The organism is Anisomitus miae (SeqCode) (assembly GCF_054906395.1).
In genome coordinates this window covers 304,987-320,996 of record NZ_JBRACL010000006.1, presented here as the reverse complement: position 1 = coordinate 320,996, position 16,010 = coordinate 304,987, and the positions used below count along the sequence as shown (strand labels likewise).

Sequence of the window (16,010 nt, the reverse complement as noted above, 5' to 3'; positions counted from 1 at the left end):
TCTTAAAATCTATTTAAAAATATTCTTAGGGGGAAACTTTTTATATGAGTAGGTGGATACTTAAAAAATTTCTTGGAGCAGGTTTATTAATAGTAACTCTTGTTTCCTGCTCGAGCAATTCTACTTCTTCAACCTTAAGTGGAAATATTGTGATTGATGGCTCATCTACTGTTTATCCAATGACTGAGGTTATTGCAGAAGAATTCACTTTGGAGAATCCTAGGGTCAGAATTTCTATTGCTGAATCTGGAACAGGTGGTGGAATGAAGAAATTTGTAAATGGAGAAATTGATATTGTTAATGCATCAAGAGAGATTAAGGAATCCGAATTACAACAAGCTAACCAAAATGAAATAGATGTATCAAAATTGGTAGTTGCTATTGATAAAATTTCTGTTGTCGTAAATCCCAAAAATGATTTTGCACAAAATCTTACGAGAGAAGAATTGTCGCACATATTTAGGCAAGATTCCCCAGCTCAATATTGGAGCGAAGTAAGAGAAGGATTTCCAAATGAATTAATCAAAGTTTACTCTCCTGGAACTGCATCAGGTACGTTTGAGTATTTCACTGAGACAATAAATGGAGAGGCTAAATCTCAGAGAGAAGATGCTTTGTTGAGTGAGGACGATAACATTTTGATAAGAGGTATAAGCGGAGATTTGTATTCCATAGGTTATTTTGGGTACAGTTATTATGAGACAAATAAGGGTAGGGTAAATCTGGTTTCAATTGATGGAATATCTCCAGATTCTGATGAGGAAAATGATGATTACATATTGTCTAGACCTTTGTTTGTGTACTTTGATAAAAATGATTTGAGTAGATCTGAAATCAAGGAGTTTATAGAGTTTTATTTAAAGAACTCATATGAATTGGCAAGCGAGGTTAAATTCATTCCGCTTGATAAACAAGCATACGAAGCACAGTTAAATGATCTAGAATTAAGTTCTTGAAATGCTGAATTCTGGCCGTAAGTAAATTAAATATGGAGGGTTCTTAAGTGAAAGATAGAATTATAGAATTCACGTTAAAGGTTTTTGCAATGATATCTATATTAATAACCATTTCGATAATTGTGTTATTGTTATTTGAAGCTAAGGATTTTTTTGAAGAAGTAAGTTTGATTGAACTGTTTAAGGGAAACTCGTGGAACCCACTCCTTAGCCAGCCAACTTATAACATATTGACTCTTATAACAGGTACACTAATTATAACTTTGATATCTGGTATAATCGGAATACCTTTAGGTCTGTTTGTTGCAATTTATTTAAGTGAATACGCTTCAAAGAAAACTCGAAGACTCTTAAAACCAATTCTTGAAATATTGGCATTTATTCCTTCAGTTGTATATGGATTTTTTGCACTCAATTTCATTACGCTGTTTTTAAAAGTATTTATACATGATTTAGAAATATACAATGCTTTAAGTGCTGGTATAGCTATTGGTATAATGATAATTCCTTTAATTGCATCTCTTAGTGAGGATGCACTGAGAAGTGTTCCAGGGTCAATTAAGAGGGGAGCTTATGCCCTAGGCAGTACAAAATACGAAGTTACGACCAAGGTTTTAGTACCTGCTGCAAAATCAGGAATTATTTCTTCATTTATACTGGCTATATCAAGAGCAATTGGTGAAACTATGGTAGTAGCAATTGCTTCTGGAAGTAATCCAATACTTAATTTTAATCCATTAAAAGGTGTTCAGACTCTTACTACATATATGGCTAATGTTAGTATGGGAGATGTTTCTTACAATTCTATAGAATATAAAACCATTTTTGTATGTGGAGCTATATTGTTTTTCATAACACTCATTTTAAATATAGTTGCAAGGAAAATTATTAATAAGAAAGTATAAATTTTAAAATGGAGACAGGTGTTAATATGAATAAAGAGTTTTTTGATGATGAAATTGTCAGAAGGAATTTGAGCAGGAGAAAAAAGAAAGATTCAATACTGAAATTAGTAACTATAATAGCTACCTTAATAGGGATTTTCTTTTTGATTGTATTACTTGTACAAGTTTTCTCTAAAGGATTTCAGTATCTAAATTGGAATTTCTTAACTGGATTTTCTTCAAGCAGACCTTCAAAAGCTGGAATTGCTCCTGCTATTATTGGAAGTATGTATATATTGATTTTGACTGTCTTAATTTCTGTTCCGTTGGGAATTGGAACAGCTATTTATTTAGAAATGTATGCAAAACCGACACGATTAACAAATTTCATAAAGCTAAATATACAAAACTTAGCAGGTGTTCCTGCGATTGTGTATGGAATACTTGGACTAGGTGTATTCGTGAAATTTTTTATGTTGGGATCTAGTATTATATCTGGTGCTCTTACCTTATCGCTCTTGGTATTGTCGCCGATAATCATTTCATCACAAGAGGCTATAAAAACTGTGCCACATTCTTTTTATGAGGGAGCATTGGCTTTGGGGGTTACGAAGTGGCAAGCTATTAAAGGTGTTGTGATCCCTTGTGCTGTATCAAATATTTTAACAGGAATAGTTTTGGCCTTGGCTCGTGCAATAGGGGAGGCTTCACCTCTCATAGTTGTCGGTGCTGCTACTTTCTTGAGATTTATACCAACGAGTTTGTTAGATGGGTTTACGGTTTTGCCCATCCAAATATACAATTGGACTTCACGTCCTGAACCTGAGTTTCAATATTTAGCCTCAGCGGGCATAATTGTACTGTTGGTAATTGTATTTTTATTCAATATTGTAGCTATAATTATAAGGAAGAAATTTGAAAAGAAATATGACTAAGTATAATGAAAGGTGTAAATATCTAAATGAAAGATGTTATTATAAAAGTTGAGAATTTGAATTTCTATTATGGAGAGAAGCAAGCTTTGTTTAATATAAATATGGAAATTTATAAAAACAAAGTCACGGCTTTTATTGGTCCATCTGGATGTGGTAAATCTACGTTTTTAAGAAATCTAAATAGAATGAATGAAATGTTCGATTACGCTAGGTACACCGGTAGCATACTTATTGATGGAAAAGATATAAAGAAACAAGATGTTGTTTTGCTTAGGAAAGATGTTGGATTGGTTTTTCAAAAGCCTAATCCATTTCCAAAATCTATATATGAAAATATAGTATTTGCTCCTAAAAATTATGGAATAAGAGATAAGAAGGTACTGGATGAACTTGTGGAAACTACACTTAAGGATGTTGCTCTTTGGGATGAGGTAAAAGATGATCTTAAGAAAAGTGCATATAACTTGTCGGGAGGACAACAACAACGTTTGTGTATAGCAAGATGTTTAGCAACTCATCCTAAGATTTTGCTTATGGATGAACCAACTTCTGCACTAGATCCAATATCTACTATGAAAGTCGAGGAGCTTCTTGCAAAGCTAAAGAAAAAGTATACTATAGTTATCGTAACTCACAACATGCAACAGGCAGGAAGAATTTCTGATTATACAGCATTCTTTTTAAACGGAAAACTCGAAGAAACTGGAAAGACTGAAAAAATATTTCAAAATCCAACGAGCAAATTGACAGAGGATTATATAACTGGAAGATTTGGATAGGTTTCAAGGAGAGGTGTTATTATGCGTGAAAGATTTGAAAAAATACTTAATGAATTGAATGAATCATTATATGAAATGGGCAAGCTTGTTACTGAACAATTTGAAAAATCTGAAAACGTGCTTAAGATTAAGGATACGGAACTTGCGAAAAACATAATTGAAGATGATGACAAAATAGATATATTAAAGGAGGAGATAGAGTATAAGTGTCTCAAGCTTATAGCTACACAAACTCCCTTGGCTGGTGATTTAAGGAGAATATTCACTACCATAAAGATAATTCAAGATTTAGAGAGAATAGGTGATTATGCAGTTGACCTCGCAAAGGTATCTATGTATATGCCTGAAAATGAAAATATAGATTTAAGGGTTTCAGAATACTTCTTTAATATGGTTACAAAAACTGTTCCTGAAGTAATAGAGGCATATGTAAATAATGATAAAAAGAAGGCACTTGAAATCTACGAAAGTGATGAAGCCATAGATAAAAAATATTATGAAGTCTTTTCTAAGGTAATAGGTAAAATGAATTCTGGAGAGATGAATGTGAATATAGGAGTACAAACGTTGTTTGTGATAAAATATTTTGAGAGAGCAGGAGATCATATAAATAATATTTGTGAAAACATTATGTATTTAAGGTCTGGGGAATTTTTTAAAAGACGATTTAGATAATTGGATTTATAGTCTAGGGTATTTAGTTACTCTAGATTTATTTTTTTTGGAATTTATGAATTGAGTGAGGAGGATAACGAATATTTCAAATCTATAATATCCAAAAATAGATTTTCATAAATGTTTCTCACCTCATACAGCCATTTCATAGTAAATAGAAAGCATATCTCTTCCAGATTCAGATAATGAATACTCAACTCTAAGTGGAACTTCATCATACTGCTGTCTTATTACAATGCCCCGTGTCTCTAACATTTTTAGCGTACCAGATAACATGGAATTTGTTATAAATGGTATGGATTTTTTTAATTTACCGAAACGTACACTTTTATATCGTTCTAATTCATAAATTACACGAGTGGTCCATTTACCATTTAATAATTCGAGAACCTTGGTGATCGGACATTCCTTGTCATCATATTGTGTTTGAATCTTAGCTGTAAATTCTTCAAAAGTCATTTCACTATAAACCTCTCTTAGTATTTCAAATCATACTATTGTATGTTCTGAAATAGTACTTATTACTTATTGCACTATAAAGTATTATTTTTATATCATAGATCTAAATATTTTTCAAGTATGGTGGAAATAGCTTAAAAATAAAATCATCTATACATAATTATAATTAATAGATTTTTGATTTGAGTTTAAAGTTAAAGGGAGGAGTAAAATTTGGATATTGTATTAATTACTGGTACAGGTAGAAGGAATGGATTAGGATTTGAAACTGCAAAACAACTTGGAGAAAAAGGGCATCAAATAATTTTATCAGCTCGAAAAGAAAAAGTTCTTACTGAGCTTACAGAAGAACTTGCAAACAATAATATTAATGCTTCCTATATTGTGATGGATATTACAGATGAAAATAGTGTAAGAAGTGCTGTGGAAGTTGTGCAAAAGAAATATGGACGATTAGATATCTTAATTAATAATGCTGCTAGGATGAAAGTAGGAAATTCTGTAGAGGAAGAAAGTGTAGAAGAAATTCAATGTACTTTTAATACTAATGTTGTAGGTACGTGGAATGTAATACAAAAATTTATTCCATTATTACGCAAATCGAAACATGGTCGTATTGTGAATGTGTCAAGTGGAGCATGATCTTATGATGATCCTAAATATGGGTTTTTAAATGGGACAATAGGTATTCCTTGCTCTGGATATGGATTGTCTAAGTTAGCACTTAATGGGTTAACAATTAAGGTTGCAAAAGAATTAAAGTTTGATAACATTCTTGTAAATGCAGTATGTCCGGATGTTACGGATACATTTGGAATGGGATATGGACAACCTGTACAGGAAAGTGCCAAAAGTGTAATATGGGCAGCTACACTTCCGGATGACGGTCCAACAGGTGGATTTTTCAGAGATGGAAAGGAGTTACCTTGGTAAAATGAGCAAAAAGATTTTGATTATTAACGGGAGTCCAAGAGCAAATGGAAATACAGAAAGCATCATTGATTCTTTTATAAAAGGTGCGGAGGAAAAAGGTCATTCCGTAACCAAATTTAATATTCGTCAAATGAATATTAAGCATTGTATCGGCTGTTATGGATGCCAGACAGGAAAGGGACACCCTTGCGTACAGTCGGATGATATGCAGCAGATTTATGATAAATGGGCAGACGCAGATGTGATTGTTTTTGCATCACCGATTTACTGGATGCATTTTACTTCACTATTTGCAACAGTCAGAGACCGTTTATTTGCTGCGATTGCGTTAAATTCTAAGCAGAAAGAAGCTGTTTTGATTGTAACAGCAGCTTCTCCGGTAAAAGATATTTACCATATGCCAGCAGAATACTACGAGTATATGATAGAAGTCTTGAAATATAAAGATACCGGCAGGATTATTGCAGGTGTTGTGCAAAACGTTGGCGATGTGCAGCATACACAGTATTTGAAAGAAGCCTATGAATTAGGTAAGACATTGTAAAAATAAATGTAAATAATCTGGAGGAATGGCATGAATTTTATTGAGTTAAGTAAAAAACGAATTACGGTCAGAAATTATTCAGACAAAGTTGTAGAAAAAGAAAAACTGGATCTTATGCTGGAGGCAGGAAATACAGCACCTACGGCAAAGAATTTCCAGCCACAGCGAATCTATGTTTTACAGAGTAAAGAAGCACTGGATAAATTAGATACGCTTACCCCTTGCAGATATGGTGCAGGAACAGTGTTGCTGTTTACTTATAATGCGGATGAAGAATGGAAAAATCCAAAAGAGGAAGGTATGAATTCTGGAATTGAGGATGTAAGCATAGTTGCTACTCATATTATGCTTCAAGCTGCAGAACTTGGAGTAGATACTGCATGGATTAATTTCTTTTCGAATACTGAATTAGAAAAAATATTTGAGTTACCAAAAAATGAGCGTTCTGTATTAATTATGCCAATTGGCTACAGAGTTGAAGGCACGGTACCTTTCCGTACACATGAACAAAAGAAGACACTTGATGAAATTGTAAAATATATATAGTTTATACAAATTATTTTTGAAAATATTTTTAAATATGAAATTTTATGAGATTGCTAATATTTATTTAGCAATCTTTTTTTATTTTATTAATGGTGAGATTTATTTAATGAAATAAAATTGTAATAAAAATTGATTTACAATAAGGTAATATGTTAGATGGTAGAATTAATTTTACGTAGGAGGTGAATCACCTTAAAACAAAAAAATATTTTATTTATTTAAATTAAGTCATATTTTATAAAACATTGAGGAAGTAATTTTTATGAGAAAAATATTTGAATCATTTATTGTTTTGTTATTATGTACATTTGTAGTTGGGTGTAATAGTTCGAGTAGTGTAAGCATTCGAGAAACGAACAATTTACTAGATGTTGATTCTTTTGAAAAAGTAAAAGAGATTTTAGGATTCGGTCTTAATGTACCTGAGGATATATTTGATAGCAGTTATGATAGAAAGATTTATATTGTAAATTCAAAAATTATAGAAGTTCACTATACTCAATTAGATCAATGGATAATAATTCGAAAAGGCTTATATAATGATGATGAAGATATCAGTGCTGACTATAACGAATATCCTCAAATAGATATGAAGGTTTACAATGATATTAAATTTACATTTAGGGGAAATGATAATAAAATAAATGTCGCTTGTTGGGAGTCAGAACAATATTCTTATTCCGTAAATATAAATCCTGGTGGAATTGGATTTGATGAAGATGAAGTTTATCAAATTATTTCTCAAATAAGCTAGAAAATCCTATGACTAGAAATCATAGGATTTTCTAATGGTTTTAATCTTTATAATTAGAAAGTTCATTACACGCTGAGTTCATAGAATTTATGGCAGATTGGATTACGGTTTTGTTAGCTTGCTTTTCACAACATGACATGGCTTGTTGTAAATTATTCAAAGCACTCTGAATTGAACTCATACTTGAGTTAATATTATCTTGAGCTTTTCCCATTTAAAATCAACCCTTTATAATAATATTAGAATACATTAATATTATTACAAGTTTTAAAGTTTATATTCAAAAATTTCAACCTTCTTTTAAAGATAAATTAAGTTCGTCAATTGACAAAGGTGGAGTTGCGTAAATTGTATTGTATGATGTGTATATAACCATTCCTGGTTTGGCATGAGGCATCTTTTTCACGTTTTTAATTTTTGTAAAATCAACAGGAACATTTGATGAAGATGAAGCTTTGCTATAAAAGGCAGCAAGTTTACCACAAATATCTATTAGTTTATCACTTGGATTATTATGTGCAAGTATAACATGACTACCAGGAACATTCTTAACGTGAAACCAGACAAAATCCTTTTTTGACATCTTGAATGTTAGATATTCATTTTGGATATTGTTTTTTCCTATAAATATGGATACACCATTTGAGGTTATATAGTGGTAGGGATTTGATTTTATAATATTGTTCTTACCCTTATTTTTCGCTTTCTTAAGATAACCACTTGCTATAAGTTCTTCACGAATTTCATTAATATCATTTTCGTTAGTTATTTTTTCAATATTGTTCAAGACAGAATTTAGATATGTAATTTCTTGGCTACATTCTTGAATATTTTTTTTATTCATAATTTCAGATTTCTTAAGTTTTTTAAACTTCTTGTAATAAAATTCTATATTTCCAGAAGCATTTAATTTAGAATTAAGATTTATTTTTACGTTTTCGTAGTCTTCGCTAAAATAGTTTTGTACAATTATGGATTCTTCCCCACCTTTTAGCATAAAAATGTTTGCAGCAATCAAATCTCCATATAATTTAAAAATATCTTTATTTTCAGTAGCTTTAAGAGTTTCCTCAAATATACATATCTTTTTATTACATCTTTGTATAATTGAATTTATAAATTTTTTAAGATCCATAATTTTATTGTTCAAAGAATCGAATGTATTCTTATTAGATATAAAATCATCTAGAAGACTATTTAAATTTTGAACTTTAACTTTTTCACACAAAATATTTATATCAAAGCAATAAAAGTCTTTGTAATTATCATTTTTTAAATATATAGTTGGGGCATTTTTTATATCTTCAAATAAATTTTTTAGGTAATTAAATTTATTTTCGAGGGATTTGCTTTTCATCTCATCAAAAATAAACTTTGATAAAGGTACAGAAACTCCTTGAAATATTTTGGAATACATATTTTCTTCAAAATCTGTAATATTTAAAAGTCTTTCGAGGTCTTTAAAGTCAAAGTTGAATGGATTTAGCTTTAATTCATTTTGTGGTGGAAATTTGTATGTTGAACCTGGTAAAAGGACCCTATAAGAATTATTATTTGCCGAAAGATGCTTTATTGAATCCAGAACAGTATGATTTGAAGAATTTATTAAAGAAATATTGCTGTGTTTCCCCATAAGCTCAACTATTAATTCAAATGTTTTTACATCTCCAAGCTCATCTCTATTATCTATAATTAATTTTAAAATTCTATCATTTTCAATTTGTACTATATCCTTAATCGTACCATTAAGAATGTATCTTTTCAAAATTGTTTGAAACATAAAACTTGAGTCGGGATTTTTGTATTTGGCGTTTGTCAAATTTATCGTACTGTATTTAGAATTCGAGCTTAGTAACAAGTCATGGTTTTCTCTATTGCATCTTATTGAGAGGATAATACTGTATTTTTCAAATTGTATAATTTTTCGTATTTTACCATTTAAGATTTTGAGTTTTAATTCTTTTGTTAAACATCTTAAAAATACTCCGTCTATTGGCATGCAATCACCTCAATTGAATTATATCACAAAGTATAATCCATAAATTTGCAAAATTTCAACATTGATAAATGTGGAATCGATGAATGATACAAGTTTAAATTTAAAATTAAGTTAATTCAAAGATAAATTGAAGGAAATTATATTAAGTTTAGTTGATTTATAGTATTGTATATTTTACAATATCTTTAAATTATCGTATAAAAGGGGCGATTGTCAGTAATGAAGAATTTATTTACACCATACGAAATGAAAAATTTAAATCTTAAAAATAGAATTGTTTTGTCACCAATGTGCCAGTATTCAGTTGAAAATGAAGATGGAGTTGCAACACAATGGTATTATGTACATTATGTTAGTAGAGCTATAGGCGGTGTAGGTTTGATAATTATGGAGGTCGCTGCTGTTGAGCCTAGAGGATGTATTAGTGATTATGATTTAGGATTGTGGAGCGATGATCATATTGAACCACTTAAGAAAATTGTAGATGAGTGTCATAAATATGGGGCAAAGGTTGCAATACAAATTGGACATGCAGGAAGAAAAGCAGAGTGCTCGCATTATCCTGTAGCACCATCTAAGATACGATTCGATGAAAATAGTAGAGTTACTGAAGAGCTGAGCACTAAAGAAGTGGATGATATTATAGAGAAATTTAGATTAGCTGTAAGGAGAGCAGTTAAGGCAGGATTTGATTCTATAGAAATCCATGGTGCTCATGGCTATTTAATACATCAGTTCCATTCTCCTATTACAAATAAAAGAACGGATGAGTATGGGAAAGATTTGACAAAGTTTGGAGTAGATATTATAAAGGCATCGAAAAGTGAATTACCTAATAGTATGCCTTTAATAATGAGAATCTCTGCGAGAGAATATGCAAAAGAAGTAGGATATGGAATAGATTATGGAATAGAGCTGGCTTCGGTTTATAAAGAAGCAGGAGTGGATATTTTGGATGTTAGCTCAGGAGGGGAGAGCCCTTTGTCTGAAATGGAGTGGGTTCATTCATATTCTGGATATCAGGTTCCATATGCGAGAGTTATAAAACAAAAATTAGATATTGATGTAATTGCTGTTGGGCAACTCGGTGACCCTCATGTTGCAAATTTCGTTATAGGAAGTGGTGATGCTGATCTTGTAGCTATAGGAAGGGACATGCTCAAAAATCCATATTGGCCTCTCGATGCTTCTGAAAAGTTAAGAATAAAAATAGACATACCTAAACAGTACGAGCGAGGTTTCTAAACAAAAAGCACATTTATAGGGTGTAACTACAAATGTGCTTTTTTATTTAAAAATATCTGAATAGAAATACTTATCAAAGATATTATTGTAATGGACCAGCCAAATATTGAGTAATAAATCATGTAATCAGATGACGTACCTGCGATTTGAAAAATTCCTCTTAACAATCCCTCTGTGGTTAATATAGCAATTCCTGTATTGTATAAATTAAAACTTATTCTTATAGTTTTATATTTAACTTTGTTGATTTTGATTTTGGGATATATTACAATAAAAGTCAACGCTCCACCTATTAAAGGATATAAAAACATAAAGCTCATATAATTTGAATTAATTCCATGGCTAAATGAATAATAAATTTTAGTAAATATTATGGCTATTATTGATACCAAAATATAAACTATTATGGTTTTCTTGATTATTTTATTGGTATCCAATATAAACAATATCGCTTACCTCTCTTTCGGATATCCTTTTACCGTTGGTAGTTGGTTTGTTGATAATTTTACCATTAAATACCATTGTGGAAGACCCACCTCCATCAAGATTGTAGGCAGTTTTGCAATTTAGATCCACAAAAATATCTGATAACTCTTTAAGAGATAATCCTTCACTTTCTGAAGTTCTTCCATCCGAAACGATCATTATGTAATGTAGTGAATCAATTTGCCCTATTGCAGTTCTGGGATTACTTATCATAAATTTTCCAACTTCATCATTTTCATTAACAGTGCTTTTACCATTTTGTACGAGAGACGGACCAAATGAAATCACCTGAGATACATTTTTATCTTTGAGTTCTGATAATGGCGTATTATGTTCATTTATTATTTCGAAGTCACCATCTTTTGTAATAATGAGATCCTCTCCTGTTAAATCATAGGTTATCGTATTTCTGTATTCCTCACCATTTCTTAGAACATATCCACTATCTCTAAATCCATAAAAATCCCCATTTATTGCCAAAATAGCATTTTTAGATTTTGCAATTTCAGATGTGGTTTGTTTTATATTTCTTCCGTAAGCATCATGAGCAAAGGCAGTTTTAATAAGTGATGGATCTTTTAAAATTATTTCTGCAATGTAATAATTTGTGTTGTGCTTTATTCTTGTTTCGATTGATATATCTATGTATGAATCTTTATAACTCATTTCGGTAACAATTATATCATCAGAAGTTTTATCATTAATTTTGAGATTATTGGTTTGGGGAGTATTATTAGTTGGAGGTAACTTTAAGAATTTTGGTATTACAAAAGCATCTAATAATACAAAAGTTGAAGTTAAAACTAAAATTACAGAAACTAAAACCGATATAAAATATGGTTTTTTAAAAATCCTAAGCATTTCAAGTTTAACACCTCACTATATAATTTCAATGAAAAATAAATATTTTCTGAATGGGATAGCTCAATAAAAATAATGAAACGTCAACAAACAGTTTTATTAGAGTGGGATTGTGGTAAATTGAACTAAGTAGTGAAACTAATACACCACTAGCAATCATTTGAAATATTGCAAGTAAAATATACTTTGCAAACTGATTTTTAACGGTATAATTTTTTTCATTGAATATAAATTTTTTATTTATTGAAAAATTGAATAGTGTTGACGAAATTCTTGCAATAATAGTTGATAGAAACAAGGAATTGCCACTGTATGTGAAAACAAATTCATTGAAAATTGTAAACATACCTAAATCTAATATTGAGCTTATTACAGAGCTTAGAGAATATTTAAGCAGGTTTGTAACAATTATAATAGAATCTTTTATTGGTTTAAAGTGAGATCCGATGTTATTATCTATGTACAATGTATCTATAGGAATTTCTACAATATTTATTTTATTCTTGACTATTGTCGTTAGAAAATTCATTTCTAATTCATACCTGTCGCCTTTCTCAGCAATAAATATATTTTTGTATTTTTCTGGAACTCCTCTAAGCCCTGTCTGCGTATCTTTGCACCATACCCCTGTAGTAAAATAAAAAAATAATGAAATTACTCTATTACCAAACTTACTTTTAAATGGAACAGATGTATTTTTAAAGTTTCTAATTCCAAGTATTAAGCTATTTTCATTATCTTTTAAGGCATTTACAATAGCTAATATATCCTTAACAGAATGTTGACCATCTGCATCGCATGTAACATATCCACCTGTATTCGTAAAATTATTTATGCAATATCTAACACCTTTTTTTAAGGCATTGCCCTTACCTTTATTTCTAGAATTTCTTATTACGAAACATAAAGAAGTACTTCTTATTTCATTAAATATCTCATTATATTTGTGATCATTACCATCATCGACAATTATAATAGGAATGTTTTTTTCGTTCAATCTTAAATTATAAATCAATTCTAACAATTTTTCATTTGGACAATACGCAGGTATAATTATTACGGGATTTGAATTGAGAATCGAGTAACAAATAAAATTCACCCCCGACGAAATCAATATTTCAAAGTAATAACTTATGAATATATGTTAACATAAATAGCAATTTATTTGAAACAACAAAAATACACGCTTATAAAAATATTTTTGAGATTGATAAATGAGAATTTTAAAATCATAATTAATAGTAAATAATATTAATTATTATTTACAAAGAAAAATAATTATGGTATACTTGATGCTGCAGGGTTTTGATCCTCAATTAATGATTTTTACTTTTGTATATCGGAGTGATCTTGTTTCTTGTGTTGGTCGTTTGTAAATTCTGTAATTTGTAGCTAATTTTAAATTTTTGGGAAGGAAGTGGTAGAGATGTCACTTATAAACAAAGAGGTTTCTGATTTTAATGTACAGGCTTTTCACAATGGTGAGTTTAAAGAAGTAAGTAAAAAGGATATTTTAGGAAAGTGGAGTGTATTTTTCTTTTATCCAGCAGACTTTACGTTTGTTTGTCCGACTGAATTAGAGGATTTAGCAGATCTTTACAGTGAATTTAAGCAATCTGGTTGTGAGGTTTATTCAGTTTCTACAGATACTCATTTTGTACATAAAGCGTGGCATGATGTTTCTGACAGTATTAAGAAGATTAAGTTTGTGATGCTTGCAGATCCTAGTCATGTGCTTTCTAAGGATTTTGATGTTTGGATCGAGGAAAATGGATTAGCTGAAAGAGGAACTTTTATAGTTAATCCTCAAGGTAAGATAGTGTCTTATGAAGTAAGTGCAGGTAACGTTGGACGTAATGCTAGTGAATTGCTTCGTAAGTTGCAAGCTAGCCAGTTTGTTGCTGAGCATGGAGATCAAGTTTGTCCAGCTAGATGGAAGCCTGGGGATGATACATTAGAGCCAGGGATTGATTTAGTGGGTAAATTGTAGTATCAAATGGTTAGATTTGATCAGTCGGTATTGTATTTATGACAAAGTAGCTGTGATACTTAGTCGTATTTTGTAGTAATTTTATCTGTGAGTTTTATATTATTTTGACAATAAAGAGCCTTCTGTTTTGATTAACAGAAGGCTCTTTATTGTTATAAATATCATCTTAAAATTTAAAACTTGAATATTTTTACCAAAATATGGAATTATCTAAATGAGATTTTAGTTAATTTAGGTGGGATTGTTATGGTATTAGAAGATGTAGAATTAAGTTTATTAATGTTTATTAGTCATGACTTTTCAAAAAAATTTAATGTATTACCAATAAGAAGATACGAAAATGGCATAATAGTGATTTGTTCTGAAATCAACGAAAGTGTAATAAATGATTTAAAACTTATGTTTAATGAAAATATAGTTCCATATATTCGATCAAGAGATGTTGTTGACGAAAATATTGAATATTACTATGGTATACTCAACGAAAGACAAAAATTTTCCCAAGATCATTCAGAAAATTTGTATGAATCCATATTCGAGAACGCTATAAGTTCAAGAGTAACAGATATACATATGGAACCTCAGAAAGATTGCGTTATTATAAGATTTAGATATGATGGAGAACTTAAAATTTTTAAAAAGATATCTTTTATGTCTTATAAATTTATATCTACTAAAATAAAGGTTTTGAGCAATCTAGACATAACAGAAAAAAGGATATCTCAAGATGGAAAAATTATTTATAGTAAAAATAAATCCAGATATAACATACGAGTGTCTACATTACTTACCTCTAAAGGAGAGAAAATTTCGCTCAGAATTCATTATATCGATATCATCTACAAAAATATACAAGATTTAGGATTTAGTGATGAGCAAGTACAAATTTTAGATAAATATTTAAAGAAGAAGAGTGGAATGATTATTTTATCAGGACCTACTGGAAGTGGAAAATCTACAACATTATACAAATTTATTGAACATTTGAATAGTGAAAAAGTGAGTATTTATACTATAGAAGATCCTATAGAGTACGAAATTGACGGTGTAAATCAAAGTACAGTGAATGAAAAAATTGGACTTACATTTGAAAAAATATCAAGAAGTATTTTAAGGCATGATCCAGATATATTTATGATTGGAGAGATAAGAGATGAGGAAACAGCCAAAATAGCTGTATCATCTTCCGTGATTGGGCACAAGGTTTTTTCAACAGTACACGCTAAAGATTCAATTTCTGTTATTACAAGACTGATTGATTTAGGAGTAAGTGAATTTTTAGCTATAGATTCTCTTGATTTAGTGATTTCACAAAGATTGGTAAAGAAACTTTGCAAATGCAAGAAAAGGGAATTTTTTGATGAGAGGATTATATTTGATACGAAATATGAAAAAGGTAAATATAGTTCTCCAAAGGGATGTGAAAAATGTAAATTTACGGGATATAGTGGAAGAATTTTGTTAAATGAAATTTTAATAATAGATGATATAATAAAGGATATGTTTTCAGAAAAAAAATCTATAAATGAAATAAAACAATATATTAAAACCAAATACTTCGATTACTCATTTGAATTGAATGTAAAAAAATTAATAAATAGTGGAGAGGTGTATATTTTAGATATGGAGAGACTTAAATGAATATCAGCAATTATGCTGTATTTGTCAAAGAGGACGGAGTATTTAGATTGATTATATATTGTGGAGATTTTATGGAGCTTTTAGAAAACTTTGAATATAAAATCTATTTTAAAATTAAAATACCGATTTTTATATTTTCATATAAAAAACTAGGATTAGTATGGTACAAAAGATTTTGTGAGGATTTTTATTTTTTAAATTTAAGTGGGATATCTATATTAGATTCAGTAAATATCTTCAAAGATAATGCAAATAGCTCAAAAAATAGAAGAAATTATATATTTTTCAAAAGTATAAGCCAAAAATTAATAAAATGATACTCT

The 16,010-nt window shown here is 29.9% G+C and carries 18 protein-coding genes and 1 pseudogene; 13 read left to right on the top strand and 6 right to left on the bottom strand.

The window, feature by feature from the left end; all coding sequences use genetic code 11:
• The first annotated feature begins 44 nt into the window (after nucleotides 1-44).
• From AALI31_RS04290 to phoU, 5 genes are read left to right on the top strand one after another with little or no spacing between them, the layout of a single operon-like run.
• Entirely contained in the window at nucleotides 45-956 is a 912-nt protein-coding gene (locus AALI31_RS04290) for a PstS family phosphate ABC transporter substrate-binding protein (RefSeq protein ID WP_489885287.1), read from the top strand.
• A gap of 47 nt (nucleotides 957-1,003) precedes the next feature.
• Entirely contained in the window at nucleotides 1,004-1,861 is an 858-nt protein-coding gene (gene pstC, locus AALI31_RS04285; protein WP_489885286.1) for a phosphate ABC transporter permease subunit PstC, read from the top strand.
• 26 nt (nucleotides 1,862-1,887) lie between these two features.
• A complete protein-coding gene (gene pstA / locus AALI31_RS04280; protein WP_489885285.1) occupies nucleotides 1,888-2,775 on the top strand; it encodes a phosphate ABC transporter permease PstA in 888 nt (295 codons plus the stop codon).
• 26 nt (nucleotides 2,776-2,801) lie between these two features.
• Nucleotides 2,802-3,554, top strand: coding sequence for a phosphate ABC transporter ATP-binding protein PstB (pstB, locus tag AALI31_RS04275; RefSeq protein WP_489885284.1), 753 nt, complete (start codon nucleotides 2,802-2,804; stop codon nucleotides 3,552-3,554).
• 21 nt (nucleotides 3,555-3,575) lie between these two features.
• Nucleotides 3,576-4,229 carry a phosphate signaling complex protein PhoU gene (phoU, locus tag AALI31_RS04270; protein WP_489885283.1) on the top strand — a complete coding sequence of 218 codons (654 nt, stop codon included), beginning with the start codon at nucleotides 3,576-3,578 and terminating at the stop codon, nucleotides 4,227-4,229.
• A 132-nt stretch (nucleotides 4,230-4,361) separates the two neighbouring features.
• On the opposite strand, the gene AALI31_RS04265 is transcribed toward phoU, so the two are convergent.
• The gene (locus AALI31_RS04265) at nucleotides 4,362-4,688 is read right to left on the bottom strand and encodes a winged helix-turn-helix transcriptional regulator (RefSeq protein WP_489885282.1); all 327 of its coding nucleotides are present in this window, start codon (nucleotides 4,686-4,688) and stop codon (nucleotides 4,362-4,364) included.
• 213 nt (nucleotides 4,689-4,901) lie between these two features.
• Between AALI31_RS04265 and AALI31_RS04260 the strand changes: the two are divergent.
• The 4 genes and pseudogenes from AALI31_RS04260 to AALI31_RS04245 all read left to right on the top strand — a co-directional run bounded on the left by AALI31_RS04260 (nucleotide 4,902) and on the right by AALI31_RS04245 (nucleotide 7,465).
• Nucleotides 4,902-5,621: pseudogene (locus tag AALI31_RS04260) on the top strand (SDR family NAD(P)-dependent oxidoreductase).
• Complete coding sequence (locus tag AALI31_RS04255) at nucleotides 5,569-6,165, top strand: flavodoxin family protein (protein WP_489885281.1); 597 nt, start codon at nucleotides 5,569-5,571, stop codon at nucleotides 6,163-6,165. Before AALI31_RS04260 ends, AALI31_RS04255 begins: the two are co-directional and overlap by 53 nt.
• 30 nt (nucleotides 6,166-6,195) lie before the next feature.
• The gene (locus tag AALI31_RS04250; protein WP_489885280.1) at nucleotides 6,196-6,711 is read left to right on the top strand and encodes a nitroreductase family protein; all 516 of its coding nucleotides are present in this window, start codon (nucleotides 6,196-6,198) and stop codon (nucleotides 6,709-6,711) included.
• A 262-nt stretch (nucleotides 6,712-6,973) separates the two neighbouring features.
• Nucleotides 6,974-7,465: a hypothetical protein gene (locus AALI31_RS04245; RefSeq protein ID WP_489885279.1), complete on the top strand. Its 492-nt coding sequence runs from the start codon at nucleotides 6,974-6,976 to the stop codon at nucleotides 7,463-7,465.
• A 40-nt stretch (nucleotides 7,466-7,505) separates the two neighbouring features.
• Here AALI31_RS04245 and AALI31_RS04240 read toward each other — a convergent pair whose 3' ends face one another.
• Both AALI31_RS04240 and AALI31_RS04235 read right to left on the bottom strand, forming a co-directional pair.
• A complete protein-coding gene (locus AALI31_RS04240; RefSeq protein WP_489885278.1) occupies nucleotides 7,506-7,679 on the bottom strand; it encodes a hypothetical protein in 174 nt (57 codons plus the stop codon).
• A 75-nt stretch (nucleotides 7,680-7,754) separates the two neighbouring features.
• Nucleotides 7,755-9,464, bottom strand: a complete 1,710-nt coding sequence (locus AALI31_RS04235; RefSeq protein WP_489885277.1) for an Rqc2 family fibronectin-binding protein — start codon at nucleotides 9,462-9,464, stop codon at nucleotides 7,755-7,757.
• Between the two features lie 219 nt (nucleotides 9,465-9,683).
• Here AALI31_RS04235 and AALI31_RS04230 point away from each other — a divergent pair, with 219 nt between their 5' ends.
• Nucleotides 9,684-10,709: an NADH:flavin oxidoreductase/NADH oxidase gene (locus AALI31_RS04230; protein WP_489885276.1), complete on the top strand. Its 1,026-nt coding sequence runs from the start codon at nucleotides 9,684-9,686 to the stop codon at nucleotides 10,707-10,709.
• Between the two features lie 26 nt (nucleotides 10,710-10,735).
• On the opposite strand, the gene AALI31_RS04225 is transcribed toward AALI31_RS04230, so the two are convergent.
• From AALI31_RS04225 to AALI31_RS04215, 3 genes are read right to left on the bottom strand one after another with little or no spacing between them, the layout of a single operon-like run.
• On the bottom strand, nucleotides 10,736-11,155 hold the full coding sequence (locus AALI31_RS04225) for a hypothetical protein (protein WP_489885275.1): 420 nt from the start codon (nucleotides 11,153-11,155) through the stop codon (nucleotides 10,736-10,738).
• On the bottom strand, nucleotides 11,133-12,056 hold the full coding sequence (locus AALI31_RS04220; RefSeq protein ID WP_489885274.1) for a phosphodiester glycosidase family protein: 924 nt from the start codon (nucleotides 12,054-12,056) through the stop codon (nucleotides 11,133-11,135). Before AALI31_RS04220 ends, AALI31_RS04225 begins: the two co-directional genes overlap by 23 nt.
• Nucleotides 12,057-12,084: 28 nt before the next feature.
• Nucleotides 12,085-13,155, bottom strand: a complete 1,071-nt coding sequence (locus tag AALI31_RS04215) for a bifunctional glycosyltransferase family 2/GtrA family protein (RefSeq protein ID WP_489885273.1) — start codon at nucleotides 13,153-13,155, stop codon at nucleotides 12,085-12,087.
• A gap of 327 nt (nucleotides 13,156-13,482) precedes the next feature.
• On the opposite strand from AALI31_RS04215, the gene ahpC reads away from it, so the two are divergent.
• From ahpC to AALI31_RS04200, 3 genes are all read left to right on the top strand, one after another.
• Complete coding sequence (ahpC, locus tag AALI31_RS04210) at nucleotides 13,483-14,046, top strand: alkyl hydroperoxide reductase subunit C (RefSeq protein WP_489885272.1); 564 nt, start codon at nucleotides 13,483-13,485, stop codon at nucleotides 14,044-14,046.
• 246 nt (nucleotides 14,047-14,292) lie between these two features.
• Complete coding sequence (locus tag AALI31_RS04205; protein WP_489885271.1) at nucleotides 14,293-15,687, top strand: GspE/PulE family protein; 1,395 nt, start codon at nucleotides 14,293-14,295, stop codon at nucleotides 15,685-15,687.
• Nucleotides 15,684-16,004, top strand: coding sequence for a hypothetical protein (locus tag AALI31_RS04200; RefSeq protein ID WP_489885270.1), 321 nt, complete (start codon nucleotides 15,684-15,686; stop codon nucleotides 16,002-16,004). Before AALI31_RS04205 ends, AALI31_RS04200 begins: the two co-directional genes overlap by 4 nt.
• Nucleotides 16,005-16,010 lie beyond the last annotated feature (6 nt).

Bases quoted from the DNA above. Each gene is read 5' to 3' on its own strand.
- AALI31_RS04290 (WP_489885287.1), top strand. From the start codon at position 45: ATGAGTAGGTGGATACTTAAAAAATTTCTTGGAGCAGGTTTATTAATA.
- pstA (WP_489885285.1), top strand. From the start codon at position 1,888: ATGAATAAAGAGTTTTTTGATGATGAAATTGTCAGAAGGAATTTGAGC.
- pstB (WP_489885284.1), top strand. From the start codon at position 2,802: ATGAAAGATGTTATTATAAAAGTTGAGAATTTGAATTTCTATTATGGA.
- phoU (WP_489885283.1), top strand. From the start codon at position 3,576: ATGCGTGAAAGATTTGAAAAAATACTTAATGAATTGAATGAATCATTA.
- AALI31_RS04265 (WP_489885282.1), bottom strand. From the start codon at position 4,688: ATGACTTTTGAAGAATTTACAGCTAAGATTCAAACACAATATGATGAC.
- AALI31_RS04255 (WP_489885281.1), top strand. From the start codon at position 5,569: ATGACGGTCCAACAGGTGGATTTTTCAGAGATGGAAAGGAGTTACCTT.
- AALI31_RS04250 (WP_489885280.1), top strand. From the start codon at position 6,196: ATGAATTTTATTGAGTTAAGTAAAAAACGAATTACGGTCAGAAATTAT.
- AALI31_RS04245 (WP_489885279.1), top strand. From the start codon at position 6,974: ATGAGAAAAATATTTGAATCATTTATTGTTTTGTTATTATGTACATTT.
- AALI31_RS04240 (WP_489885278.1), bottom strand. From the start codon at position 7,679: ATGGGAAAAGCTCAAGATAATATTAACTCAAGTATGAGTTCAATTCAG.
- AALI31_RS04235 (WP_489885277.1), bottom strand. From the start codon at position 9,464: ATGCCAATAGACGGAGTATTTTTAAGATGTTTAACAAAAGAATTAAAA.
- AALI31_RS04230 (WP_489885276.1), top strand. From the start codon at position 9,684: ATGAAGAATTTATTTACACCATACGAAATGAAAAATTTAAATCTTAAA.
- AALI31_RS04220 (WP_489885274.1), bottom strand. From the start codon at position 12,056: ATGCTTAGGATTTTTAAAAAACCATATTTTATATCGGTTTTAGTTTCT.
- ahpC (WP_489885272.1), top strand. From the start codon at position 13,483: ATGTCACTTATAAACAAAGAGGTTTCTGATTTTAATGTACAGGCTTTT.
- AALI31_RS04205 (WP_489885271.1), top strand. From the start codon at position 14,293: ATGGTATTAGAAGATGTAGAATTAAGTTTATTAATGTTTATTAGTCAT.
- AALI31_RS04200 (WP_489885270.1), top strand. From the start codon at position 15,684: ATGAATATCAGCAATTATGCTGTATTTGTCAAAGAGGACGGAGTATTT.